Genomic DNA, 24,263 nt, shown 5'->3' with positions numbered 1-24,263 from the left:
GGCACGGCAATGCCGTGCCCCTACACGCGACGATATAACTTTGTATTGCATCCAACTCAGAACGGCTATATTTTGCAGCAGTGCCAGCAACAGCCAAGGGTTATAAACCTTGGCTCATAGCGAAAGTCCTCTTAAGAGGACTAAACTTTATTTGGGGCATTAATTTTAGTCCATTTTAATGGACTTAAGCTATTAGCCTGGAAATTGATTTCCAGGCGGGCGATCGCTAACCTTGCATTCCCCGCAACACCTGCCGGATAATATCCGATGGTACTTCGTCAGTCACCGTCACTACCCCAATCTGCGTTGGTAAAACAAACCTAACTTTACCGTCTTTGACTTTCTTATCGCTTTGCAACGCCTCAATTATCGCTTCAATATCCACCCCTGCGGGTAATTTTGTCGGTAAACCGGCTTTGGCAATCAAAGCATCTTGCCTTTGTGTATCTTCTTTTTGCCACATTCCCAGTTCCGCAGCAATTTGTCCTGCTGCTACCATCCCAATACCTACAGCTTCACCGTGATTTACTAAACGATAACCTGTCAAGCTTTCTACGGCGTGTCCGATGGTGTGACCATAATTAAGAATAGCCCGCAGTCCGGCTTCTTTTTCATCTTTGCTGACAACATCAGCCTTAGCTTGACAAGAACGAGTTAAAATGCTATCTATTAATTCTGGCTTGACGTAGCGGTGTTGATTTAGGTTCTTACTCGCTTCCATTTGGGCGAACAATTCCGCATCCCAAATCACACCGTATTTGATAACTTCTGCCATCCCAGCGCGAAACTCACGCATGGGCAGGGTTTTCAGCACTTCTGGATCGATTAAAACTAAGCGCGGTTGATGAAAGGCACCAATCAAATTTTTACCTTGGGGATGATTTACGCCAGTTTTGCCACCGATCGCCGAATCTACCATTGCTAAAAGTGTAGTCGGCACTTGCACAACATTAATCCCGCGCAGCCAAGTTGCAGCCGCGAAGCCTGTCATATCACCAACAACACCCCCCCCCAAAGCGACCATAGTTGAAGAGCGTTCTAGGCGGTTTTCTAGGGCAGCGTCGTAGAGTTTTTGAATTGAGTTCAGGTTTTTGTAGCGTTCACCTGGGGGAAGGGTGCAACTGACAACTTCAAAATTAGCAGCTTTTAAAGAAGCGATCGCTCTTTCCCCATAATGCTTAAAAATCGTCGGGTTAGAAACTAGCAGTACCTTCTTACGTAGCTGCAAACTGCTCATCTGTTCGCCGAGATTATCTAGATTACCAGATGCGATCGCAATCTCATAAGACTGCTCTGGTAAATTTACGTTAATGATAGCCATCACTAAACCCCCCTATGCCCTCTTTTTTCGCATTCTACGCAGGTGGAGACAACAATACAAGGGGGAAAAGTGACTAATAACTGTTGACTAATGCTTGAATAGATATTAGTAAAGTCTTATGGAGAAACGTAAATGTTTGCTGTGATATCTTATATTGGGTTTTTGGCTTTGTTCTTTGGTATAGCTGTTGGTCTGCTGTTTGGTCTGCGTAGCGCGAAGATTATTTAATCGAGATACCCTAATTTGGAAGGAGGACAAGGAGACAAGGAGACAAGGAGACAAGGAGACAAGGAGACAAGGAGACAAGGAGACAAGGAGACAAGGAGACAAGGAGAGTAATTCTTCTTTCCCCCCCTCTTTCCATCCCCCCCTCTCCTTGTCTCCCCATCCCCCCCTCTCCCCCTCTCCCACTTTCTGCTAGCAAACAGCTCTCGTTTTCGCAGGACGCATTTCTAAACCGAGTAAATTGAGCATTTCTTGGTCGGCGTTGTATCCTGGGCAAGGAGTGGTAACGGTTAACATGTGTCCGTCGTCGCTGGAAAAGATGGAATTTGCTCCTGCCATGAAGCATAACGCTTGCTCAACTTGAGAAAGTCTGGCTCTACCTGCACTGAGGCGGACATCAGAGGCAGGCATTAAAATACGAGCAGTGGCAATCATTCGCACGACATCCCAAATGGGGACATCTGGTTGATTTTCTAATGGTGTGCCTGGAACTTGTGAGAGAATATTAATTGGTACGGACTCTGGATGTGGTTGTAGTGTTGCCAGAGTGTGCAACATGGAGATGCGATCGCCTACTGTTTCGCCTAAACCAAGTATACCGCCAGAACATACAGTCACATTTGTCGAGCGAACGTTATTGATGGTGTTTAGGCGATCGCTATAAGTTCTGGTTGTAATGATAGTGTTGTAATATTCTGCTGATGTATCCAAGTTATGGTTATAGGCATACAGTCCGGCATCTTCTAAGCGCTTTGCTTGAGATTCACTCAGCATCCCCAGAGTGCAGCACACCTCTAAACCTAATGCTGTCACCTCTTTGACCATTTCTAACACTTGTTCAAATTGCCAGTTATCGCGCACTTCTCGCCAAGCTGCACCCATACACACGCGACTAATACCGCTTTCCTTAGCTTTCTGGGCGATATTAACCACAGTTTCTTTTTCTAAAAGTGCTTCTGGCTTCACTGCTGTTTTGTAGCGAGAAGATTGAGCGCAGTAGCTGCAATCTTCTGGACAAGCTCCTGTTTTAATAGAAATTAGCTTGCAAACTTGAATTTTTGTTGAGTCATGATATTGGCGATGCACGCTAGCAGCTTGATAAATCAGCTCTAGCAACGGCGTATTATATATCGTCCAAATCTCCGAAGAGTCCCAATCATAGCGTATTCTACTCACCGACATCACTATCCTTGTTGTAATGGGCATTGGGCAATGGGCAATGGGCAATGGGCAATGGGCAATGGGCAATGGGCAATGGGAATTAAAGACGCTCGATTTTTGATGCGTGTTCTATTCTAATACCATTCTTTCCATGCCCGATGCCCGATGACGGCAGGTGCTTCAAGCCGGGAGACCCGTCCAACGCACTGCCTCCCCCATGCCCAATGCCCCATGCCCCATGCCCAATGCCCCATGCCCAATGCCCAATGCCCCATGCCCATTGCCCTTTATTAACAAAATAGTAATAAATAGCACAATTGTCCTTTACAGGAACTATTATATAAACCCGTTGGGTGTATTTAACGAGGTGTTGCTGATTGACGCTTTTGTTTTTCGCTGAAACTCGCCGCATCAACGTTTCCCTTGTGCTTTGATGCAACACCCTAACACAAAAGTACCCTGCGAGGGTACTGTATAATCTCAACGGATCTGTCGAAAATAGAAAGTAGAAGATTTTCTGAAGAGACGAAGCACGAATACGCTGTTGGTATTGGTTTTTCTGCTCCTTTCAACAGTGGAGTTTAAGCCACTTCTCATCACTTACTTTTAAAAAGGAGAACATCTTGCATGGCTAGAAGCAATAAAAGATCGTTAGGGTTTGACTGTAAGCATCAAATTTATTCTCGCTGCCCTATTTGTTGTATCATCCCGCCACATGTGCTAGAAAAGGTTGCTGTCAATGGCAATCCTGAACAGCGTAAGTGGGCTTTTCATACATTAAATGTTTCGGCACAGCTTCGCGGGCGTCGGGATGTGGTAGGTGGTATTACATTTGAACCCCAACCCGGTGTAAAGCGCCGTACCGTCTATGATGCTAAAAATGGCGAACAACTTCCAGGCACGCTAGTACGTAGTGAGGGCAGTCCTGCTAGCAGTGATGTGATGGTAAACGAGGCTTACGATGGTGCTGGGGCTACTTATGATTTGTATCATGAAGTCTTCGAGCGCAATTCTGTTGATGATAAGGGGCTGCGTTTAGACTCTACCGTGCATTTCGGTAAGAAGTATGACAACGCCTTTTGGAATGGCAGCCAGATGGTTTATGGTGATGGTGACGGAGAGCTTTTTCAACGCTTCACTAAATCAATTGATGTGATTGGACATGAGTTAACTCATGGTGTGACTCAGTATGAAGCTGCTCTAGTATACTTTGGCGAATCTGGCGCACTCAATGAGTCAATGTCTGATGTCTTCGGTATCATGGTCAAACAAAGAGCAAATAATGAGACCGTAGACAAATCAAGCTGGATTATTGGGGAAGGACTATTTACGCCAAATGTCAAGGGTGTAGGTATCCGATCGATGAAAGCGCCAGGAACAGCATACGACGATCCGGTGTTGGGTAAAGACCCACAACCCGCAAATTATAAAGACCTTTACAGGGGGATGCAAGATAACGCTGGAGTGCATATTAACTCAGGTATCCCCAACAATGCGTTTTACTTAGCGGCAATGGAAATTGGCGGTTATGCTTGGGAAAAAGCAGGCAAAATTTGGTATATAAGTTTACGCGATCGCCTGCGTTCTAAAGCCAATTTTAAACGCGCTGCTCAAATAACTATTCAAGTTGCTGGCGAACTTTACGGCAATAATGGCAAGGAACAAAAAGCGGTGCAGAATGCTTGGCAAAAGGTAGGAGTTCTGTAGAGACGTTCCGATGGAACGTCTGTACGGGGAATTATGTAGAGACGTTCCATCGGAACGTCTGTACAAACGCAAGGAATTCATAATTCATAGCTTCTAATTGTCTGCGTGTTGTCTTTTATTGCTAAACTAAGAGATAATACTGTTTTCCTCCTAGTTTTTGTATTTTTCGCAGCGCATACAACACGACGGAGACTTAAAAATGCGGATCTCCTTAGAACGCTCAGGTGGCTTTGCTGGAATAACCAGGACTACAAATATTGATACAGCTACTCTGCCACCAAACGAATCTAACCAAGTTTCTCAACTAATTCAATCTGCGGGTTTCTTTGAATTACCGCAAACGATCGCTTCGGATACGCGAGGAAGCGATCGCTTTCAATATACCTTGACTGTAGAAGATAACGGTAAGCAACATACCATCACCGTAGGTGAGTCTGCACTCTCCGGTGACTTAAAATCCCTAATTGAATGGCTGAAAAACGCACCGACAAGGTGAGGGGGACAGGGGGACAGGGGGACAGGGGGACAAGGGGGACGAGGGGACAGGGGGACAAGGGGACAGGGGGACAAGGGGACAAGGAGACAAGAGGACAAGGGGACAAGGGGGACAAGGAAGAATTTATCCGATGCCCAATGCCCAATGCCCAATGCCCAATGCCCAATGCCCAATGCCCAATGCCCCATGCCCAATGCCCCATTATCTATTACAAAACTTCCCAACCGGTTCCTTTGTAACCGTATTCAAAGATTTCCGGATGCAGAATTTCTGCCAAAATTTCTAAAGAATCTGCTAATCGCGGTCCTGGACGGTTGAAATAGGCATTACCATCAGTAATATACACCCTACCACTTTGGGTGGCGTGGAGTTTTTGCCATTCTGGATTTTGAGTTAATAATTGCGCTTCTTGACGAGTGCGATTTAAATCAAAGCCGCAAGGCAGAAAAATGACTGCATCTGGATTGCTAGCTATGAGTGTTTCCCACTGCAACTGAGCTGAAGGCTGACCGGCAACGCTAAACAGCGATTGTCCTCCTGCTAAGTTGATTAATTCCGGAATCCAATTGGAAGCAGTCATTAAAGGTTCAGTCCATTCGATACAAGCGACTTTCGGCAGTTCTGTTAAAGAAAGTCCTTGGACTTTTTGCTCTACAATTTTGACACGAGCTTCTAAATTTTCTAACACCTTGACTGAATCAACGTTGAAGGCTTTGCTGACTCGCTCAATATCCGTCCAAACATCCTTGAGAACGTTGGGTTGCAAGGAAATAATTTGGGGTGAATTGTGGGTAAGGCTAGCAACTGCCTTTTCGACATCACTAAGACTGACAGCACAAACATCACACTGGTCTTGCGTGACAATGTGAGTGGGCTGCAATTGTTCTAAAACATCTGTTTTGATTTGATAGATGCTGAGGGCAGATTGCAACAAGTTGTTGACTTTATCATGAATTTCGGCGCTGGGTGCATTGGTGTTTAGTCTTGCTTGGGTGCAAATAGGGCGATTTTTGATTTCTGGAGGGTAGTCACATTCGTGCGATCGCCCCACAATCATATCAGTTAAACCCAATGCGGCTAAAATCTCCGTTCCACTGGGAATTAGGGAGACAATTCTCACGTTACTCTCTGTCATTGCTCCACCTTCGCAACAGCTTATTATTTCAATTGTCGCAAAATTCGGTCTTATTATGTATCTTTCTTCAGGAGAATCCACAACTGTCAGTAGGAAGATAAAAATATGGGCAGAGGGTAGATGAAGAGTATCTTCGCCACTTTTTTACAGTAAATGGTCATTTGGAACAACCGAAATTAACCAGTACTATAAAAATCAATAAATTTATTTGTCTTTGGGATCACTTAAAATCTTAATCTTATAGCTATATTAAATTTATCATTTAATGATAAAAATATATTATATTCTTCTATTATGTTTGATAGCAAAGTCAATATATGTTGCTTCTGTGCGACAACGTATCAAGGGATAACAGTACATAATGACGACGAAATTATTTTTAATGCGAATCATGCTTTCGTGACAATGACTGGTTATCAAGTTAAAGACCTGATTGGCAAAAACAGTCTTGAAATTATACCAGAATCACAAGAATTTATCCGAAAAAATATTCTTTCTAATTATGAAAAACCCGATGAAGTCGTTGTAGTTAAAAAAACGGTTTTACTTTTACCGTTCAACTGCAAGGCAAAATCATTCCCAGGAGCAAGAAATGCGAGTGTTGGCAGTGAGAGATATTAGAGAACGCAAGCAAACAAAAGAGGATTTGCTCATACCAGAAGATTGTCTGCGATCGCAAAGCCAGACACTGATGCAACTGGCAAAAAGCAATACATTCGAGCAAGGCAATCTTCAGGCAACATTAAAGGAAATCACCGAAGCAGCAGCGCGATCGCTTTTAGTGCAGCGAGTTGGGGTATGGTTATACAGCTCAGACTCTTCAAAAATTGAATGCATTGATTTATATGATGTCAGCACAAACCAACATACCGCCGGTCTTTCCCTTTTAAAAGCAAATTGTCCAGCTTATTTTCAAGCTTTGGAAGAGGAACGTAGCATTGCAGTAAATGATGTTTTCAACGATAAAAGAACCCAAGAATTCTCCTCTTATCTTTCTATATTTGGGGTTACATCGGTGCTGTATGCACCGATTTGGTTAGGAAGTCGATTAATCGGGGTAGTTTGCCACCAACACATTAACAGTCTTCGGCAATGGACTTTGGAGGAAGAGAATTTTGCTGCCTCAATTGCAGATTTCGTCAAGCTAGCAATCGAAATCAGCGAGCGAAACGCTGCACAGTCAGCACTAAGAAAGAGTCAGGCAAAATTCCGGGCAATGTTTGAGCGTTCTTCTATTGGTATTAGCTTGGCAAATATGGATGAAAAGATAGTAGATAGTAATCCGGCTTTATGTCAGATGCTGGGTTACAATCAAGAAGAACTATGCGACAAACGGCTTACAGATTATATTTATTATGAAGATTTGACTACAGATTTACAGTCCCAACAAATATTAGCAGAAAATCGCCGTTGTTTCCAGAAAGAATTGCGTTTTCAACATAAAGATGGTAGCTTAGTTTGGACTCACATTTCGGTTTCTTTGATTGACGACACAAATAATCAACCGGAATTTTTCCTCACCATTATAGAAGATATCACAGAACGCAAGCGAACTGAGTTGAAATTGCTTAAAACTAAAGAAGCAGCAGAAGTAAGCAGTCGGGCAAAAAGTGAATTTTTAGCAACTATGAGTCATGAACTGCGTACACCTCTGAATGCAATTATGGGCTTATCTCAGTTGCTGCAACAAAAAATAGTTGGCACGCTGAATGATAAGCAAGAAGAATATGTAAATTATATATATAGTAGTGGTGAGCAGTTGCTGGCACTAATTAACGATGTCCTTGATTTGTCTAGGGTAGAAGCCGACAAAGAAGAATTAATGCTGTTACCTTTGCAAGTGCAAGATATTTGTAACTCTGTAATCTCGACAGTGTGCGATCGCGCTTTAGAAAAGAAATTGCAACTCACAACCGAAATATATCCAGAGGCAGGTGTTTGCATTGCCGATGAGCGACGAATTAAACAAATGCTACTAAATCTGCTCACCAATGCGATAAAATTCACCCCAGCGGGTAAAGTATCGCTAACAGTGAAAAAAGTACCGCAAGGGATGATATTTACAGTCTCAGATACGGGTATTGGTATTGACTCAAGTCAATTTCAATTTTTGTTTGAACCGTTTAAACAGCTTGACAGTCGCTTAAATCGCCAGTACGAAGGTACTGGTTTAGGTTTAGCTTTGACGCGCAAATTAGCACGGATGCATGGTGGAGATGTGACAGTAGAATCGACTTTGGGAGAAGGTAGTCGATTTATGCTGTTTCTACCAAATCAAATTCATCAGTCAGCAGCAAAGTGGGAAAAAGAAAATAATTTATCTTTTGTTTCTTTTCCGGTATCTTCTAGTCCGAGTGTCGCCGCTACTACAATTAATAAACGCATCTTGCTTGTGGAAGACGAGGAAAACACTGCTACATTGCTGCAAGATTATCTTCAGACAATTGGCTATCAGGTTCAGAAAAGTCTCGACTCAAACAGCTTTTTGCATCGGGTAAGAAATTTTCAACCAGATTTAATTTTGTTGGATGTGCATTTAACTGGAGATGTCAGCGGATGGGATTTACTGAATCTTCTGCGACAAATACCTTCTTGGCAAGATTTGCCAGTGGTAATTATGACACCAATGGGAATGACTGTAGATAGCGCAAGCTTGTGCCAAGCTGGTGCTAACGATTATCTTAGCAAACCGATTGGTATCGTTCAATTAGAGTTAATATTGATGCGATATTTGGGTAATGGGTAATTGGGTAATTGGGCAATGGGCATTGGGCATTGGGCATTGGGCATTGGGAATAAGAGATTCTTTCCATGCCCCATGCCCCATGCCCCATGCCCCATTCCCCATTCCCCAGTCCCTATAAATCTGCCATGCTTTAATTATGTTGCCTTGCATCAGGTAGGAAACTGCTGAAAGTCCTTTTAGTTCAGTGATGTTGGGGTTTTTGGCTAAACCAGGTTGTAGGGATTTTTGTGCTGCTGCTGGTTGCCAATTGTAGAGTTGGACAAATGCTAGATAGCCGTAAGCGTAGGGATTTTCTGCGTCTAATTGAGTTACTGTAGTTAAAGATGCGATCGCATCATTCACTCTTCTTTGCAATACGTTTGCTAAAGCTAAAGCATACGCCCAATCGCGATTTTGGGCAATATGCTCTAATCTATATCCTAAAGTTAATCTTCCTTGTACCAAATAATCCTGACTAGGGTCGTATTGATTGATACGTCCTACTTCATCAAATATTTGTCCTAACGCCGATGCACCTTTGGATAAATTAGCTCCTAATATGCGTAATTGCGTTACTAAATCTAACTCCGGTGCTGGTGTAGCGGTGGCTTGAGGGTCGATTTGCAAAGTAACTTTGGGCACTTTCAGCGGATAACTTTCGCCAGAAACTCGATTGAGATAAGTTGCTTTTAAGGTGTAAATTCCTGGTGGTGTATCAGCAGTTGGTAGCATCGCCATTCTTTCAATAACTGATAAATGCTGATTTGAAGTGGAATGCAAATTGCCCATTGCGATACCGTGATCGTGTAACCATTTTGAATTATCAGTGTTTCGCCAAGTTAATAATACCAAACCTTGTTGTAACTCTTGCGAGGAACCAGACCACTCATAAGTTACAGGTACAGGTATTCCTGGCGGCGCTTTTTTGGGAACTGTGACTCGTGATAGAATAATCCGCTCACTCGTTATTGCCGATAGAGATTTTACTTCTACGGGTGGCAGCTTTTGATGATAAAGTTTCAGAAGACTGCGATCGCTTAACTTCCAAGACTTATTTAACTCGAAATCTGGTGATGTCTGTACAGCTTCGACTATGGCAGCTTGGTTTTGTGGAATTGAACCTTGATTACCAGTTTTGGTGAGAAACCAAGAAAGCGATCGCCTATCTTGTTCAAGAAACTTTTTCCTTGTTCCTACCTGTCGTCCATAAACTTGAAAGTTCTCTAATGCGCCATAATAATTTAAATTGTGCTGGTTAATTTCAGCAGTAGAAGGCAAAACTCCCAGCGTAGAACGCAGATACGGTTCAGTTTGGATAATTTGGGCAATAACTTGTCGGTGTGGTAACTCAATTCCTAAATAAGGATAATACTGCGATCGCGGACTTAAAGTTTGCGTCATCCAACTACCCAAAACACCTCCCACAGGAAACAAGTTGAGTAACATCAAAATTATTGCCAAACCAACAGTATAAAAGCGGGTACGCTTTGCCCAAAGATGACGAGAACAAGTTAACCCATAAGCCAAGAATAATGATAGTACTGGTAAATAGGGTAAGACATAGCGATCGTCCTTGTTAGGGTTGAGGGATGATAGTAGATAACTTCCTACCCAAAATATTGCGATCCATTTCAGGGAGTAGGAGAGGGGGAGATGGGGGGATGGGGAGAGGGGGGGATGGGGAGAAAGAATTGTCTCTAAGTTTCCTTGTCTCCAAGTCTCGTTGTCTTCAAGTCTTTCTTCCCTAACATGTCCCCAATAGAGTAGTAAGGCAAATATGGGTACAAGTAATAAAGGTAAAGAAACTTGATTTGGTAATTGATGCCAATAATAAGTCCAAGCTTGTAGTGTATTTAAAGGTGCTTCATGTTCAGCAACAGCAGAATCTAATGTTGCTCTTTTACTAGAAGTAAGGATAATTAACCAATTGGTGCGATACCAGGGTGCAAACACCAATACAGACAAGCATAAACTACCTAGTAGCTGTGCTAAACGTTTCCAGCGTCGTTGACGTAACGTTGTAAATCCTACCCAAGCGATCGGTGTTAATAAAAAGAATAACGCAGTTTGCTTCACTAATAAAGCTAATCCTAACGATAAACCAAAAGCAGCTGCCCAGAAGAGGGAGGGGAGGAGGGGGGGAGGGGGAGAGGGGGGGGATGGGGGAGACAAGGGAGATGAGGGAGATGAGGGAGATGAGGGAGATGGGGAAACAAATTCCTCTTTGTCTCCAAGGAGTCCTCCTTGTCCTCCAAGTCGTCCTTGTCTTCCCCACTCCCCCACTCCCCCACTCCCCCACTCCCCCTCTCCCCTAACTTTCCAAACTGTGAGGCAATAAAAACTTAGGGTAACGACAGATGCGAGAGGATAATCTAAGAGAAATTCTAAACGCAGGCGATAAAGACCGGGTAAAATTTGACATAATGCAGCTGCCCATAAACCTACAGACTCGTTAAATAGCACTTTACCCAAGCCATAAACTGACAAAAGTAAAATCCCGCTAAATAACAGCATTACTAAAGTAGCTTGATCTGCACTCCTTCCAAAGATATTTTGAACAATAGCTGTAATAATGTAAGTTAAAGGCGGTATTTTAGAAGATAGCAGCCAAAAACCTTGCCACCATTCTGCATCTGACCATTGAGGATTTTGTAACGCTCGCCAATAGTTTAACGTGCCGGTTAGGTAATCTGCTTGATCCCAACTGGGAACTGAGCGATCTAGTGTAAACCAAAAGCGATCGCATAAAGCCGATATCAGCCAAATTATCCCCAGAATCAGTATACTATTATATTTATTTCGCTTCTTTTTGGCAGCCATAAATCGCTTCGCTTGTGCGATCGGTTAAAAGTGAAGAATTATAAATTATAAATTTATATAATGTCCCAATTTTAAATTATTGTAAGGGCGGGGAGACCCCGCCCCTACATTATTAATGTTTTGCTCATTTTGACATGGGGAATACCCGCTTCTATAAATATTTCTCCCTCTTCGGCAAAACCGAATTTGTAGTATAAACCTTTTATATACTCTTGGGCGTTAATCACAACTTCCGGAATCTTCTTGTTTGCTATAATTAACAACGCCTGTTCAATAATTTTCTTACCAATACCTTGACCTCTAGCCGGAGATAAAACAGCAAGCCTTTCTATTTTGACAGTTTTATCATCTATATATCTTATCCTCGCCGTTCCCACAGCTTTATCATCCAAAAAAGCAATTAAATGGTCGCATATTTCATCTTTACCATCAAAATCTAAAGCTTCTTCTACCCCTTGTTCGTCTTGAAAAACGATTTTTCTAATAGCCTTAATCTCCAAAAACTCTTCCGGAAAATCCGCTAACCTAACAACTAAATCACTCATCAAACTCTTTTCTTCTCTTGTCGGAGACGCTACGCGAACGCGTTCTTTGCGCCCTTCTCCTGTCGGAGACGCTGCGCGAACGCGGTTCGATATAAAATAAGGTGGGGAAACCCCACCCCTACATTAATCTGCACCCTCAATCGGTGCAAAACCTTGACGTTGAATATTTTCCGTTATTGTGCGCGGTTCCAAGAATTGTAACAGGTAATCGGGACCCCCAGCCTTAGAACCCACCCCTGAAAGCTTAAAACCACCAAACGGTTGACGAGCAACGATCGCACCTGTAATATTGCGATTAACGTACAAATTACCGACTTCAAACTCAGACTGCGCTTGTTCAATGTGCGAAGGAGTTCTTGAATAAAGTCCTCCAGTCAAAGCGTAATTTGTCCCATTTGCAACTTCCAACGCTTCTTCAAAATCCTTCACGCGAATTACCGCAACAACTGGACCGAAAATTTCTTGTTGGGCAATTGTCGAATCTGGCGATACTTCACTAAATATCACAGGTCCGATAAAATAGCCATTATCGGGTGCTGACATTTCCAAAGCCGCTTTTGCTTCAGCGTGTCCTTTTTCAATATACTCGTGGATGCGATCGCGTGCCGCAGCATCAATCACTGGTCCTACCTGAGTACTTGGTAACTCAGCCTCGCCAATATTCAACGATTTTGTCGCTTCGACAAAGCGCTCCACAAAGGTATTATAAATCGGTTCAACCACAATTACACGCGAACAAGCAGAACATTTTTGTCCGCTGTAACCAAACGCCGATTGGACAACTCCCAAAACAGCCGCGTCTAAATCAGCACTTTCATCCACAATAATTGCATTCTTGCCTCCCATCTCCGCAATCACTCGCTTCATATGCTTTTGACCGGGTTTGAGAATTGCCGCTTCTGCGTAAATTCGACAACCTACTTCTTGCGAACCTGTAAAAGCAATGACATGAGTATCAACATGATTCACCAAATAAGCGCCAACTTGCGAACCCTTACCCGGAACGTATTGAAAAACACCTTTAGGTATTCCCGCTTCAACCAAAACCTCCGTTAACTTCGCGGCAATTACAGAGGAAGTTTCCGCCGGTTTGAGAAACGTGCAATTACCCGCAACCAAAGCAGCAACAGTCATTCCGCAAGCGATCGCCAAAGGAAAATTCCAAGGCGAAATCACCACCGCAATTCCTCGTGGCTGGTAAATATAACGATTATTTTCCCCCGGAACGTCATAATTAACACCCTCATCCAACCGTTCCATTTCATCCGCATAGTAGCGACAAAAATCTATCGCCTCAGAAACCTCCGCATCCGCTTCCCGCACAGGCTTACCGACTTCCAAAACAATCCAAGCTGAAAACTCAGCGCGGCGTTGTTCCATCAAATCCCCAGCTTTCCGCAAAATCCCCGCACGTTGCTTCACCGGAGTTTTCCTCCAAGCAGGAAAAGCAGATTTTGCAGCTTTCATCGCTTCTTGTGCTTGTTCCACACTCAGAAGCCCAATTTTCCCCACTATTTCGCTAAAATTCGACGGATTAACAGAATCAACAACATCCTGAGTTTCTACATACTCCCCATTCACCAAAGGTAAATAAGTCTTCCCAAACTGCCGACGCACATCTTGCAAAGCTTGCTGAGAAAGCCTTATCGCTTTTTCCTCAGCATAATCCGTATCCACAGCGAACAAGGAGGGGGTGAGGGGGGGAGTGGGGGAGGGGGGGAAGTCTCCTTGTCTGACAAGAGGTGGTGCAATTAACTCCTCAACAGGGCGATTTTCCATATTTTGCCGCAAAAACGAACTATTTGCGGTATTCTCCAACAAACGGCGAATTAAATACGCCATTCCCGGCAACAACTCTCCATAAGGACAGTAAACTCGAACTCGATAACCCCGATCGACCAACGCTGAAGCTAGTTTATCACCCATACCGTAGAGAACTTGCATTTCAAAGCAACGCCGGGGGACATTTAAACTTTCAGCAATAGCGATCGCTCTGGCTTGCGATCGTACGTTATGACTACCAATAGCAGCATACACATATTCATGATTCTCCAGCAACAGCTGCGTTATCGTTTCAAAATTCGCATCCGTTGCCGCCTTATCATTGTAAACTGGTTGTTGCCAATGTTTTTGTGCAGCTTTAATCGTTTCCTGATCCCAATACGCGCCTTTCACTAAACGAATTGTAATCGGATAACCGCGCTGTTTTGCCCAAGCAATCAAGTTACGTGCATCTTCTTCACTGTCGCGCAGATACGCTTGAATTGTCATCCCAATATCTGTGCGTTGCTTAAACTCATCTTCCAACAAGATTTTCTTCAAGATGCTAAAAGTTAAGTTTTTATAAGCGTACTGTTCCATATCAAAGTGAACAGCAGCACCCAACTCTTTCGCACGACGTAACAAAGTACGAATCCGCGAACTTACTCGCTCTTCACTACCTTTAGCATCTAACGGGTCAAATTGCGAATAAAACGCGGTTAACTTTACAGAAACCTGGACTTTTGCCACATCAGCTTCATCAATTGCCGGAACTTTACTCCAACTCTTAGATGCTTCTGCGAGTTGTTGCATTAATTCCAAATAACGGTCAAGATAAAACTGCGCTTCAGTTTCAGTAATTACCGCTTCACCCAGCAAATCGATGGTGAAAGCCATTTTTTCTTTACGCAGTTTCTCAACCGTTTTGATGACTTGTTTAATATTTTCCCCAGAAATATATTTATGCGCTAGAGTTTCAACCGCTGTCCCGACAGTTGTCGCGGCAACTTGTCCCGGCATAGAATCAGGGTTAGCAAAGTTTAGCATTTGCTTAAGAGCAGTCGGTAATTCTACAGACTCATCTCCTAAATATTCTTGTAAATGCGCCGCGATTTCTGCTTTACTGTGTAAAGCGGGTAAAGTATCGATAAAGCGAAATAGCTGCACCCGCAATCCAGGATTGCTCATCGCCCAAGCTAGCAACTTATCATCCAAGCGCATTTGATCGCGCAGAGAAGCGAAGAAAGAACGATTTTCTTGCGTCGCTGCTAAAAGCTGTTTGGCGATTTCTTGAGTTTTCGCTTCGTAAGTGCTTTTTTCTACTTGTAATACCACTGATGACAGACTCCAGTTTTAAGGCGAGGCTTTTTTAGCAAAGCCTGTATTTTCTATTTTGACTCTTGGATTCTGTGAATACCACATGTATATAAAATTCACAAGTGATGCAAATAGTCAAGGCTCATAAGGAAGAGAATCACGAAAATCACAAAAGAAGACTCTGCGAAACGAGTGCGCTACCTAGTGCGTGATGCGTTGAAAAAAGCTACGAAAAAACCTCACGCCGATAAAATAAAAGCAATTCCACAAAAAGGCAGCATTTATGGCAACCCAAATCGGTGAAAGAAAATCTTTGACTGAACTGGTAATTTCATGGGAAGCTTTACCAGAAGATTTTCAACTTGAGGATAAACCTGTGGAAAATACATCACAACCAGTTTTAGCTGGTGCTTTGCGTGAAATTTTAGAACTTGCAGGATTTATTCAACCTCAAATGTTGATTGCGTCAAACTTTGCTCTTTGCGCTACTTTAAACGGACAATTTATCGCTAAAGCACCAGATTGGGCTTATGTTCCAACTGTTAATCAAAATTTAGGAGAACGCAAAAGCTATACACCCAATTTAGAAGGTGATATTCCCGCAATTGTGATGGAATTTCTTTCCGATAGCGATGGAGGAGAATATTCAGTTAAACGAACTTATCCCCCTGGAAAATGGTTTTTCTACGAGCAAATTATCAAAGTTACCATTTACATAATTTTTGATTTAAATGGAGGATTATTAGAATTTTACCAACTCGAAAATGGACGATATGAATTGCAGCAACCTAATTCTGATGGACTTCATTGGATTGATTCAATGAAGTTATTTTTAGGAACTTGGCAAGGAACAAAAGAAGCTAGAACCGGTTACTGGTTGCGTTGGTGGGATGAGTCAGGTAATTTGTTGCCGTGGGCAGTAGAAAGGGTAGAACAAGAACGCCAACGCGCCGAACAAGAACGTCAGCAGAAAGAAAAACTTATCGCCTATTTGCAATCTCAAGGCATCGATCCGAATACTTTATTGTCCGAATAAATAGTGATATCATGTCCGAAAAATCACATATTAATGTTAATTAAACGGACATGATATGAAATATTATTACGCACTTCCACCCGCACTAATTGGCGCATCAATAGTATTAGTATCGCAAACAACAACCGCCCTCTCTGCCCCAGAAGTAGAAAAAATCGGCAGAGAAATTACAGTCCAAATTGTTGACAGCCAAAATCCCACTGTTACAGGTTCGGGAGTTATTATCAAGCAAACAGGCAACACTTACACTGTGTTGACGGCTTATCATGTGGTGAGAACTGGTAAACAGTACAAAATACTGGCGGTTGGGGTAGATGTGGGAGTGCGTCCACCAAGTGTAGTTGCTGCTGCACCGAAAGCGGATGATTTTAATATTAGAGGAAATGAAAAGTATAATCGGAAAGATTATAAAGGGGCTATAGCAGATTACACCGAAGCAATTCGCCTCAATCCCAACTATGCCGAAGCCTACTACAACCGGGGTAATGCCCGCGACGATTTGGGAGACAAGCAAGGGGCTATTGCTGATTACAACTCTGCCATCAAAATTAATTCCAACTATGCCGCAGCCTACAACAACCGGGGTCTTACCCGCTCCGACTTGGGAGACAAGCAAGGGGCAATTGCTGATTACAACACTGCCATCAAAATTAATCCCAACGATGCCTATGCCTACCTCAACCGGGGTGTTGCCCGCCGCCAATTGGGAGACAACACTGGAGCAATTGCTGATTACAACTCTGCCATCAAGATTAATCGCAACTATGCCGCAGCCTACTACAACCGGGGTAATGCCCGCCGCCAATTGGGAGACAACACTGGAGCAATTGCTGATTACAACTCTGCCATCAAGATTAATCCCAACTATGCCGATGCCTACTACAACCGGGGTAATGCCCGCGACGATTTGGGAGACAAGCAAGGGGCAATTGCTGATTACAACTCTGCCATCAAAATTAATCCCAACGCTGCCGATGCCTACTACAACCGGGGTGTTGTCCGCTACGATTTGGGAGACAAGCAACGGGGAATTGCTGATTTGCAGAAAGCTGCTCAACTATTTCGACAACAAAGAAATACCCAGTTGTACCAAAAAGCGTTGGAGTTGATTAGAAAGTATCAACAGTAGACAGCTTGTCAGAACCCCGACTTCTTGGAGAAAGTTGGGGTTCTTGTTCAACTTGTCGTTAGCAACGCTCAAGCTGTGCTTTGATAAAATACATTAAAATCCAACATCTCTGCTACGATCGCATGTTATATAGCGCATATTACCAGTAGCTTATGGAGCAAGTTACATTACCAGACGTTCTCACCCTTGAAGAAGCATCAGAATATTTGCGTTTACCTGTGGAAGCGTTGCTACGTCAAGTCTCTCAAGGAAATATTCCCGGTCGCAAAATTGAGAACGATTGGAGGTTTTTAAAGGTGGCAATTGACGACTGGTTGCGTCAAGAAAGCAGTCGTTCCATGCTCCTTCAAGAGGCAGGAGCTTTAGCAGATGATGATTCGCTTGCCCAATTAAGAGCAACAATTTATCACGCTAGAGGACGTTCCGAAGTCGATGAGAATTGCCATACCTAATGCACTTGCTTGATACTGACATCTTAACCCATCTTCATGCAGGAAACCCAAATGTATATGAATTAAATCACTACAATAGCAATATATTTAATGGTAATCACTATCATGACTCCAATAGTAGTTAAACCCTCATCCTGGCTAACGACTGGTATTCGAGTCGAAAAAGTCAATAATTTTAATCTTTTCAAATTTACTGAAGAACTGGGTGCGCGGATGCAAGAACTTCTAGATAAGAAAAAAGCAGATTCACTGACACCAGATGAAGCGGCTGAACTAGAGGCGATTGGAGAATTGGACGTAATTTTTAGTTACATCAATGCCGCGATCGCATCCCAGGCATGACAATTCCTAACAATATTCAAGAGTTTGTCCGCAAACTTGCTAATTATCGTTGTGAGTACTGTCATTATCCAGAATTACTAAGCACATCTCCTCTAACAATTGACCACATCTATCCACAATCTTTAGGCGGTTCGGATGATGTGGATAATTTGGCTTTAGCTTGTCGCCGATGTAATGAACGCCACTATAATTTTACGGTTGGAATTGACTTAGAAACTTAGCAAGAAGTTGTCTTATTTAATCCTCGTCGGCAACAATGGTTTGAACACTTTATTTGGTCAGCAGACGCTACAAAAATTGTTGGTATCACACCTACAGGTAGAGCAACTTGTAATTGACTTGATTTGAACGATGAACGCCGTCCTGACCGTTTTATTCAAAAATCTAGGCAGATGTGGGTAAAAGGCGGTTTTCATCCTGCCCCAGACGATCCCAGACAAAATATTTAGAAAACCAAGACAAAAGCGATCGCTCCCTACAACCTACAAACTATTTTATTTTGGGAATCACATTTCTCATCCCACCTTTAGCACCGATGGTATCACTTTTGTAACGAGGGATGATATGAATACTCGCGTGCATTATATTTTGACCCGCATCTCGATTAATGTTCATCCCCACATTAAAACCATCAGGTTGAAACTTTTTGGTGAGAATTTCTTGAACTTTATTAACCATCAGCCAGCAAGCATATTGCTCTTTTAATGGTAAATCAAAATAATTACTGACATGGCGTTTGGGGATAATCAAAACGTGACCTTTATTTACAGGATAACCGTCAAAAATTGCATAAGCTGTGGCAGATTCGGTTAAGAAACTTAGATGCGTATAAGGATTACAAAATATACAATTATTAGTTGAATTTCTTTGACAATTATAATGAATATACTCGTAAAGTTCACAGTTATCGTCTAATTTAATAGAATGAAAGGGAAGTTTTACAGTACACTGATAGGTAGCCTTTTTATGGATATAATGTTCTCGAAAACCTTCTCTTTTTATATCCCTTCTCACGGCAAAATACGCTTTCCCTCCCGGTTTTAAGAGGTGCGATACTCCCATAATCACGTTAGCTTGTTCTTCGGGAAACAAAACATTTAAAACATAAAAGCAAATTATTGTATCGAATTTTTCATCAGGATGTTCTGGAAAATAATAAGGATCGTATCCTGTAATATCAAAACCTTTTTGTTGCAATAACTTAACATCATTACCAAAGCCACAACCAAAATCTAATATTTTACCTTTCAGCAGGTTTTTTTCTAATAAAAACTTTGCCGGAAATGATAAATAAGTTCTTTCGATTGCAGTGAGGTGACTGAATTTGTTTTTTTGCTTTTGCATAGACACATAAATTTTCGGCGATTACACGCGCTTCAGGTGAGACGCTTTGCTTTTGATACAAACAGGATATTTTAAGATATGCACTATTAAATTTTTTTAGCTCAGTATAAATACGGAAATAATCTGAGAATTGTCAGACAGCGAAAAAAGCGATCGCCTGTACCTAACAGATTAAGTGTTTAATAATAAAGATGCTACCCTCAAAAGTAAAATGAAAAAAATTATTAAAAAAGCCCTAACTTTGCTTTCAGTGTATTACGCCTACATGGTTGAATATCGAGCCGAACTAATTTTATGGGTTCTTGCCGGCTCTTTACCGATTATTTTGATGGGTGTTTGGATACAAGCAGCGCAAAATGGAAAGTTCGGTTTAACACCCGTGGATTTTGCGCGTTACTTTCTGGCGGTTTTTTTAGTTAGGCAATTTACAGTTGTCTGGGTAATTTGGGAGTTTGAAAGGCAAGTAGTAGAAGGCAAACTTTCGCCACGATTGTTACAACCGCTCGATCCAGCATGGCATTATATTAGCACTCATCTTTCAGAAAGACTTGCGCGGATGCCGTTTACTTTATTCTTGGTGATATTGTTTTTTGTACTTTATCCTCAGACTTTTTGGTTGCCGAGTTTTGCTAACTTGGTGTTGTTTGCAGTGTCGGTAATGTTAGCTTTTGCTTTGCGGTTTGTGATTCAATATACTTTTGCGATGTTTGCTTTTTGGACAGAACGAGCTAGCGCGTTAGAAAATTTTTGGTATTTATTTTATTTATTTTTATCGGGACTAATTGCACCTTTGGAAGTTTTTCCCGAGCCTGTGAGAGCGATCGCGCTTTTAACACCTTTTCCTTATTTGATTAATTTCCCAGCGAGTCTTTTAGTTGGGCTACCTGTAGATATAACGCGGGGATTTTTGACAATGATTGGTTGGTTTTTGGTATTTTTGGGTGTAAATCGCTTGCTGTGGCGTCGGGGATTAAAACAGTATTCTGGAATGGGAGCGTGAAAACTTGAAAATTAAGCTTTTTGCCTAATTCTGTGACAACAAAACGTCTTTACTCGTAGTGGGCACTTTAGTGCCCAATATAAGCGATAAATCGCTTACTACGGCTAAAATAATGTATATATTTATATGAAAATTCCCAAAATACATAGATAATTTTTTTATTATTTGCCGTGTCGCAGCCTAGATAAAATGGCTTATTATACTGAAATGAAAATTTACTGCACTAATCCTAACTGTCGGTATCCGGAAAACCCAGTCCCTGATGAGTTCCGCAATCTTAAGAGCCACCAGCAGAGATACTGTAGTAGCTGTGGAATGACTTTAATTTTGAAGACTCGCTACCTACCCAAAGAGCAAATAGGCTGGGGAGGATTTGGCAAGACGTTTCGCGCATGGGATGCTCACCTTCAGCAGCAGTGTATTGTCAAGCAGTTACAGCCGAGAAATACTAATAGAAATCCTTTTTCACAGTCGGAGCTTGAATCGATAAAAAAGTCTTTTGAGGAGGAGGCAAGAGCTTTGAGAGATATCAAGCACGAACAAATTCCTCAATTGTATGATTACTTTGAATTGCCAGCACCTTCTGATTCCCAAGAAGAATTCCGCAAAGAATTATTTTATTTAGTGCAAGAATATGTCCAAGGTGAAACTTTGGATAAGGAACTTAATAAGAAAGGTCGATTTTCAGAAGATGAAGTTGTGCAGGATTTAGGACAACTCCTGAACGTACTCAAGTATATACATGAAAAAAGACAAGTTATTCATAGAGATATCAAGCTTTCTAATATCATTCGCCACGAAAATGGAACGCTTTATTTGATAGATTTTGGTGCTGCGGTGAAGCGGAAATTAGAGCCAAAAATTCCTGTTGAGCAATCAATGGCAATGGGAACTCCGATATTTGCACCACCAGAGCAACTAGCTGGTAAAGGAATATTTTTTTCCTCAGATTTATATTCTTTAGCTGCAACCTGTATTTGTTTGCTTACAGGTAAAAATGTAAATGAGCTTTGGAATCAAAATAGATGGATTTGGAGAGAATACGTTAATGTAAACGACAATCTGGCAGAGATTTTAGATCGGATGCTGTCATATCAACCAGAGGATCGTTATGAGTCTGCTGAACAAGTAATTACTGCTCTTTCTGGGCAAATATCGCTAAATCAAAATTCAAAGCCTTCGGGTAATAGGGAAAATCCGCGTGAATCTGAAGAGTTTAGTTCTACGACACTTCGCCATAGTACAAGTTTTTCTTTGAGGGTGAATCGGCTTGCTAAGAAACTATTTTTGCCTATTGGATTAGTTTTATTAGGAAGCGCGATCGCATTCTTAATCAACTGGTGGATACATCCCCCTATTTGCGATTTTCAAAATCAAAATGGCTTTAGCTGCGGTGAGGCAATTTTGATTCCCCAAAATCCGAGGATTTCTGAGGCAATTTTTGCCGACAAGATAAGAGGAAGCACTGCATTTGGGCAAGGAGATTTTAACCAAGCTATTGTATATTTCCAAAAATACCTTGCTCGTAATCAAAATGACCCAGAAGCACGAATTTATCTCAACAATGCCAAAGCAGCTAAAGCAAAAAATCCTCTCAAAATTGCCGCTGCTGTTCCCATTATTGACGATCAGCTTAATGGGTCAAATGACATTGCCGAACAAATGCTGCGCGGATTTGCTCACGTTCAAAATAATTTTAATCAGAATCAGGGGATTGACGGAAGACTTCTATTTTTGGAAATTGTGAGTACAGGTTGGCAGAAAAATAAAATTAAGCAAATAGCTGATGCGATCGCTACTCAAGAAAATATCTTAGGAGTCATCGGTTATTATACCAGCGATAGTATACAAGAAGCAGCACCATCTTATGACGGAAAAATGATAGTTATATCTCCTACGAGTACTGCTGTTAGAGATTCTGCTTTTAAATTAAATCACTACATTTTTCGCGTATCTCCAGATAACTCGGCTGCGGCTGAAAAACTAGTTAAATTTATGGTACGTCAAAATCTGGTAAAAACAGCTATTTTTTATGAGCCTAATGAATCATTTGCTGCATCTTTAAAGAAAGAATTTGAAAATGTTGTCTTCAAAAATAGAAGACAGCTTGTTAATGAGTGTCCAATGATTCAAAGCACTACTGAAGTATTAAATTGTTTGCAACAAGCAAAAGAAACTAATGCAGAAGTAATCATGTTAGCCTTTAGCGATAAAGTCGCAAGAATTGCGGCAACACTTATCATTAACCAAAGCGAAAATATCACCATACTCGGTGCAGATACTCCATATTTTGAAAGTGTTAGTCAAACTAATATTCCAGTTGATAAACTGAGAATAGCCGTTCGCTGGCATAGAAGTAATAGTGCTAACTCTAAGTTTGAGCAGGAATCTGTGAAGCTTTGGGGAACTGGAGATGTGAACTGGCGAACTGCAATGTCTTATGATGCTACGATGGCGATGGTTGAGGCACTCAGACGCACTCAGGGTAATTATACTCGTCAAAAGCTCTACGAAGCGTTGAATGAGCGTGATTTTTCAGCCGATGGTGTGACTGCAAAGGTGGAATTTAACGATTTAGGCGATCGCAAACCATTACCCGGTATCGGTGTCTTGGTTAAAGTTGAAAATAACAGGTTTGTTGTAGATAAAACACAATATAATTAATTTTCTCAGAAATTACAGCACATTGTAAGTAACACCTAGTACAAAGAGTAAGTATATGTAGGGGACGCAAATTAAAGTGTGGATTTGCCTCCCCTACGTGTATTTTAAAAATCAAATATTAGTCTTATAGTATTCAAGCATGTAACCTGGGGATTTTCCAATTATTTAGATTCAAGCCAGATTACTATTTTTTTCAATAAATCTACACCGTAAAAATACGGTTCTTTCACCTACATCCTAAAAATATACTCGTAAAATTACTGTTGTCGAAGCTTTTTTTAGAGTCGTTAATAGGACATGAAACTAAGAATCTACTAATAATTTGGCTATTCAAACTTAATGCCAGAGTAGATTTTTATGTTGGGGAAGCTGAATTGCCTAAAAAAAGCAGATATTTGGCAATTATTTTTGTTATTGACTGCTATTAGTCTTAACAGTCAAATATGCAAATTAGATATGTTACAGCTTGTGCATTTGCCTTGGTAATAGTCCGAAACAAATAATTTGTAGATAAGGGAAAATTTTGACATTGTGTTAAACATCAAAAATCTATTCAACGAAAGCTATTATCTTGCTCAAAATTCAGATGTAGCCAAAGTAGTCAGTTCGGGTATTTTCCAGAGTGGGTTAGACCACTTTCAAAAGTTCGGTCAATTTGAAGGACGCAACTTTAGTGCCAGCTTTGATAGCAATTATTATTTACAACAAAACCCAGATATAGACGCAGCAGTAAAAAGCGGTCAAATTACAGCGATCGGACACTTCTTGCAGTACGGTCAAATTGAGGGACGCAACCCTAATATATTCTTCGATACCAGTTATTATTTGCAACAAAACCAAGATGTAGACGCAGCAGTAAAAAGCGGTCAAATTACAGCGTTTGAACACTTCTTGCAGTACGGTCAAATTGAGGGACGCAACCCTAATATATTCTTCGATACCAGTTATTATTTGCAACAAAACCAAGATATAGACGCAGTAGTAAAAAGCGGTCAAATTACAGCGTTTGAACACTTCTTGCAGTACGGTCAAATTGAGGGACGCAACCCTAATATATTCTTCGATACCAGTTATTATTTGCAA

General features: G+C 41.6%; 22 protein-coding genes and 1 pseudogene. 16 read left to right on the top strand and 7 right to left on the bottom strand.

The window, feature by feature from the left end; all coding sequences use genetic code 11:
- Positions 1-226 precede the first annotated feature (226 nt).
- Positions 227-1,324 carry a 3-dehydroquinate synthase gene (gene aroB / locus AABK37_RS25620; protein ID WP_432554334.1) on the bottom strand — a complete coding sequence of 366 codons (1,098 nt, stop codon included), beginning with the start codon at positions 1,322-1,324 and terminating at the stop codon, positions 227-229.
- Positions 1,325-1,453: 129 nt separating this feature from the next.
- On the opposite strand from aroB, the gene petL reads away from it, so the two are divergent.
- Both petL and AABK37_RS25610 read left to right on the top strand, forming a co-directional pair.
- Positions 1,454-1,549 carry a cytochrome b6-f complex subunit PetL gene (petL, locus tag AABK37_RS25615; protein ID WP_063842387.1) on the top strand — a complete coding sequence of 32 codons (96 nt, stop codon included), beginning with the start codon at positions 1,454-1,456 and terminating at the stop codon, positions 1,547-1,549.
- Entirely contained in the window at positions 1,509-1,742 is a 234-nt protein-coding gene (locus AABK37_RS25610) for a hypothetical protein (protein WP_432554344.1), read from the top strand. Before petL ends, AABK37_RS25610 begins: the two co-directional genes overlap by 41 nt.
- Here the strand turns inward: AABK37_RS25610 and bioB are convergent.
- On the bottom strand, positions 1,739-2,728 hold the full coding sequence (gene bioB / locus AABK37_RS25605) for a biotin synthase BioB (RefSeq protein WP_432554341.1): 990 nt from the start codon (positions 2,726-2,728) through the stop codon (positions 1,739-1,741). The genes AABK37_RS25610 and bioB overlap by 4 nt on opposite strands.
- 196 nt (positions 2,729-2,924) lie before the next feature.
- Here bioB and AABK37_RS25600 point away from each other — a divergent pair, with 196 nt between their 5' ends.
- The 4 genes from AABK37_RS25600 (at position 2,925) to AABK37_RS25585 (ending at position 5,149) form a co-directional block, all read left to right on the top strand.
- The gene (locus AABK37_RS25600) at positions 2,925-3,107 is read left to right on the top strand and encodes a hypothetical protein (RefSeq protein WP_432554333.1); all 183 of its coding nucleotides are present in this window, start codon (positions 2,925-2,927) and stop codon (positions 3,105-3,107) included.
- Positions 3,108-3,334: 227 nt separating this feature from the next.
- A complete protein-coding gene (locus AABK37_RS25595) occupies positions 3,335-4,414 on the top strand; it encodes a M4 family metallopeptidase (protein WP_432554332.1) in 1,080 nt (359 codons plus the stop codon).
- Positions 4,415-4,613: 199 nt separating this feature from the next.
- The gene (locus tag AABK37_RS25590) at positions 4,614-4,910 is read left to right on the top strand and encodes a protealysin inhibitor emfourin (protein WP_432554331.1); all 297 of its coding nucleotides are present in this window, start codon (positions 4,614-4,616) and stop codon (positions 4,908-4,910) included.
- A complete protein-coding gene (locus AABK37_RS25585; protein WP_432554330.1) occupies positions 4,883-5,149 on the top strand; it encodes a hypothetical protein in 267 nt (88 codons plus the stop codon). The genes AABK37_RS25590 and AABK37_RS25585 overlap by 28 nt, the downstream gene beginning before the upstream one ends.
- Here the strand turns inward: AABK37_RS25585 and AABK37_RS25580 are convergent.
- Positions 5,119-6,045, bottom strand: coding sequence for a cobalamin-binding protein (locus tag AABK37_RS25580; protein ID WP_432554329.1), 927 nt, complete (start codon positions 6,043-6,045; stop codon positions 5,119-5,121). The two genes, AABK37_RS25585 and AABK37_RS25580, sit on opposite strands and share 31 nt — an antisense overlap.
- A 294-nt stretch (positions 6,046-6,339) precedes the next feature.
- Here AABK37_RS25580 and AABK37_RS25575 point away from each other — a divergent pair, with 294 nt between their 5' ends.
- Both AABK37_RS25575 and AABK37_RS25570 read left to right on the top strand, forming a co-directional pair.
- On the top strand, positions 6,340-6,666 hold the full coding sequence (locus AABK37_RS25575) for a PAS domain-containing protein (protein ID WP_432554328.1): 327 nt from the start codon (positions 6,340-6,342) through the stop codon (positions 6,664-6,666).
- Positions 6,638-8,791, top strand: coding sequence for a PAS domain S-box protein (locus tag AABK37_RS25570; protein WP_432554327.1), 2,154 nt, complete (start codon positions 6,638-6,640; stop codon positions 8,789-8,791). The genes AABK37_RS25575 and AABK37_RS25570 overlap by 29 nt, the downstream gene beginning before the upstream one ends.
- On the opposite strand, the gene AABK37_RS25565 is transcribed toward AABK37_RS25570, so the two are convergent.
- From AABK37_RS25565 to pruA, 3 genes are all read right to left on the bottom strand, one after another.
- Positions 8,759-11,590 carry a glycosyltransferase family 39 protein gene (locus AABK37_RS25565; RefSeq protein WP_432554326.1) on the bottom strand — a complete coding sequence of 944 codons (2,832 nt, stop codon included), beginning with the start codon at positions 11,588-11,590 and terminating at the stop codon, positions 8,759-8,761. The two genes, AABK37_RS25570 and AABK37_RS25565, sit on opposite strands and share 33 nt — an antisense overlap.
- 104 nt (positions 11,591-11,694) lie before the next feature.
- On the bottom strand, positions 11,695-12,135 hold the full coding sequence (locus AABK37_RS25560) for a GNAT family N-acetyltransferase (RefSeq protein ID WP_432554325.1): 441 nt from the start codon (positions 12,133-12,135) through the stop codon (positions 11,695-11,697).
- A gap of 123 nt (positions 12,136-12,258) precedes the next feature.
- Positions 12,259-15,231: an L-glutamate gamma-semialdehyde dehydrogenase gene (gene pruA, locus AABK37_RS25555; RefSeq protein ID WP_432554324.1), complete on the bottom strand. Its 2,973-nt coding sequence runs from the start codon at positions 15,229-15,231 to the stop codon at positions 12,259-12,261.
- Positions 15,232-15,496: 265 nt separating this feature from the next.
- Between pruA and AABK37_RS25550 the strand changes: the two genes are divergently transcribed.
- From AABK37_RS25550 to AABK37_RS25530, 5 genes are all read left to right on the top strand, one after another.
- A complete protein-coding gene (locus AABK37_RS25550; protein ID WP_432554323.1) occupies positions 15,497-16,249 on the top strand; it encodes a Uma2 family endonuclease in 753 nt (250 codons plus the stop codon).
- Positions 16,250-16,304: 55 nt separating this feature from the next.
- Positions 16,305-17,378: a tetratricopeptide repeat protein gene (locus tag AABK37_RS25545; protein ID WP_432554322.1), complete on the top strand. Its 1,074-nt coding sequence runs from the start codon at positions 16,305-16,307 to the stop codon at positions 17,376-17,378.
- A 152-nt stretch (positions 17,379-17,530) separates the two neighbouring features.
- Positions 17,531-17,830 carry a helix-turn-helix domain-containing protein gene (locus AABK37_RS25540; protein ID WP_432554321.1) on the top strand — a complete coding sequence of 100 codons (300 nt, stop codon included), beginning with the start codon at positions 17,531-17,533 and terminating at the stop codon, positions 17,828-17,830.
- 105 nt (positions 17,831-17,935) lie between these two features.
- Positions 17,936-18,172, top strand: a complete 237-nt coding sequence (locus tag AABK37_RS25535) for a hypothetical protein (RefSeq protein ID WP_432554320.1) — start codon at positions 17,936-17,938, stop codon at positions 18,170-18,172.
- The gene (locus AABK37_RS25530; protein ID WP_432554319.1) at positions 18,169-18,393 is read left to right on the top strand and encodes an HNH endonuclease; all 225 of its coding nucleotides are present in this window, start codon (positions 18,169-18,171) and stop codon (positions 18,391-18,393) included. The genes AABK37_RS25535 and AABK37_RS25530 overlap by 4 nt, the downstream gene beginning before the upstream one ends.
- A gap of 268 nt (positions 18,394-18,661) precedes the next feature.
- Here AABK37_RS25530 and AABK37_RS25525 read toward each other — a convergent pair whose 3' ends face one another.
- The gene (locus tag AABK37_RS25525) at positions 18,662-19,516 is read right to left on the bottom strand and encodes an HIT domain-containing protein (protein ID WP_432554318.1); all 855 of its coding nucleotides are present in this window, start codon (positions 19,514-19,516) and stop codon (positions 18,662-18,664) included.
- A 211-nt stretch (positions 19,517-19,727) separates the two neighbouring features.
- On the opposite strand from AABK37_RS25525, the gene AABK37_RS25520 reads away from it, so the two are divergent.
- The 3 genes and pseudogenes from AABK37_RS25520 to AABK37_RS25510 form a co-directional block, all read left to right on the top strand.
- A complete protein-coding gene (locus AABK37_RS25520) occupies positions 19,728-20,516 on the top strand; it encodes an ABC transporter permease (RefSeq protein WP_432554317.1) in 789 nt (262 codons plus the stop codon).
- A 189-nt stretch (positions 20,517-20,705) separates the two neighbouring features.
- Positions 20,706-23,180 (top strand): protein kinase domain-containing protein, encoded by a 2,475-nt coding sequence (locus tag AABK37_RS25515; RefSeq protein WP_432554316.1) that lies wholly within the window; start codon positions 20,706-20,708, stop codon positions 23,178-23,180.
- A 531-nt stretch (positions 23,181-23,711) separates the two neighbouring features.
- Positions 23,712-24,263 (top strand): annotated as a pseudogene (locus AABK37_RS25510) (hypothetical protein); the annotation flags it as partial.

Origin of the sequence: Tolypothrix sp. VBCCA 56010 (assembly GCF_050875635.1) — a bacterium.
In the GTDB taxonomy this organism is placed as follows: Bacteria; Cyanobacteriota; Cyanobacteriia; order Cyanobacteriales; family Nostocaceae; genus Hassallia.
This window is presented reverse-complemented; position numbering and strand designations above follow the sequence as displayed.

Excerpts from the sequence above, each read along its gene's own strand:
- AABK37_RS25545 (WP_432554322.1), top strand. The coding sequence starts at position 16,305 with ATGAAATATTATTACGCACTTCCACCCGCACTAATTGGCGCATCAATA.
- AABK37_RS25585 (WP_432554330.1), top strand. The coding sequence starts at position 4,883 with ATGGCTGAAAAACGCACCGACAAGGTGAGGGGGACAGGGGGACAGGGG.
- AABK37_RS25600 (WP_432554333.1), top strand. The coding sequence starts at position 2,925 with ATGCCCAATGCCCCATGCCCCATGCCCAATGCCCCATGCCCAATGCCC.
- AABK37_RS25540 (WP_432554321.1), top strand. The coding sequence starts at position 17,531 with ATGGAGCAAGTTACATTACCAGACGTTCTCACCCTTGAAGAAGCATCA.
- AABK37_RS25590 (WP_432554331.1), top strand. The coding sequence starts at position 4,614 with ATGCGGATCTCCTTAGAACGCTCAGGTGGCTTTGCTGGAATAACCAGG.
- bioB (WP_432554341.1), bottom strand. The coding sequence starts at position 2,728 with ATGTCGGTGAGTAGAATACGCTATGATTGGGACTCTTCGGAGATTTGG.
- AABK37_RS25550 (WP_432554323.1), top strand. The coding sequence starts at position 15,497 with ATGGCAACCCAAATCGGTGAAAGAAAATCTTTGACTGAACTGGTAATT.
- AABK37_RS25580 (WP_432554329.1), bottom strand. The coding sequence starts at position 6,045 with ATGACAGAGAGTAACGTGAGAATTGTCTCCCTAATTCCCAGTGGAACG.
- AABK37_RS25595 (WP_432554332.1), top strand. The coding sequence starts at position 3,335 with ATGGCTAGAAGCAATAAAAGATCGTTAGGGTTTGACTGTAAGCATCAA.
- petL (WP_063842387.1), top strand. The coding sequence starts at position 1,454 with ATGTTTGCTGTGATATCTTATATTGGGTTTTTGGCTTTGTTCTTTGGT.
- AABK37_RS25515 (WP_432554316.1), top strand. The coding sequence starts at position 20,706 with ATGGCTTATTATACTGAAATGAAAATTTACTGCACTAATCCTAACTGT.
- AABK37_RS25530 (WP_432554319.1), top strand. The coding sequence starts at position 18,169 with ATGACAATTCCTAACAATATTCAAGAGTTTGTCCGCAAACTTGCTAAT.
- AABK37_RS25525 (WP_432554318.1), bottom strand. The coding sequence starts at position 19,516 with ATGCAAAAGCAAAAAAACAAATTCAGTCACCTCACTGCAATCGAAAGA.
- AABK37_RS25575 (WP_432554328.1), top strand. The coding sequence starts at position 6,340 with ATGTTTGATAGCAAAGTCAATATATGTTGCTTCTGTGCGACAACGTAT.
- AABK37_RS25535 (WP_432554320.1), top strand. The coding sequence starts at position 17,936 with ATGACTCCAATAGTAGTTAAACCCTCATCCTGGCTAACGACTGGTATT.
- AABK37_RS25560 (WP_432554325.1), bottom strand. The coding sequence starts at position 12,135 with ATGAGTGATTTAGTTGTTAGGTTAGCGGATTTTCCGGAAGAGTTTTTG.
- AABK37_RS25565 (WP_432554326.1), bottom strand. The coding sequence starts at position 11,590 with ATGGCTGCCAAAAAGAAGCGAAATAAATATAATAGTATACTGATTCTG.
- AABK37_RS25520 (WP_432554317.1), top strand. The coding sequence starts at position 19,728 with ATGAAAAAAATTATTAAAAAAGCCCTAACTTTGCTTTCAGTGTATTAC.
- AABK37_RS25570 (WP_432554327.1), top strand. The coding sequence starts at position 6,638 with ATGCGAGTGTTGGCAGTGAGAGATATTAGAGAACGCAAGCAAACAAAA.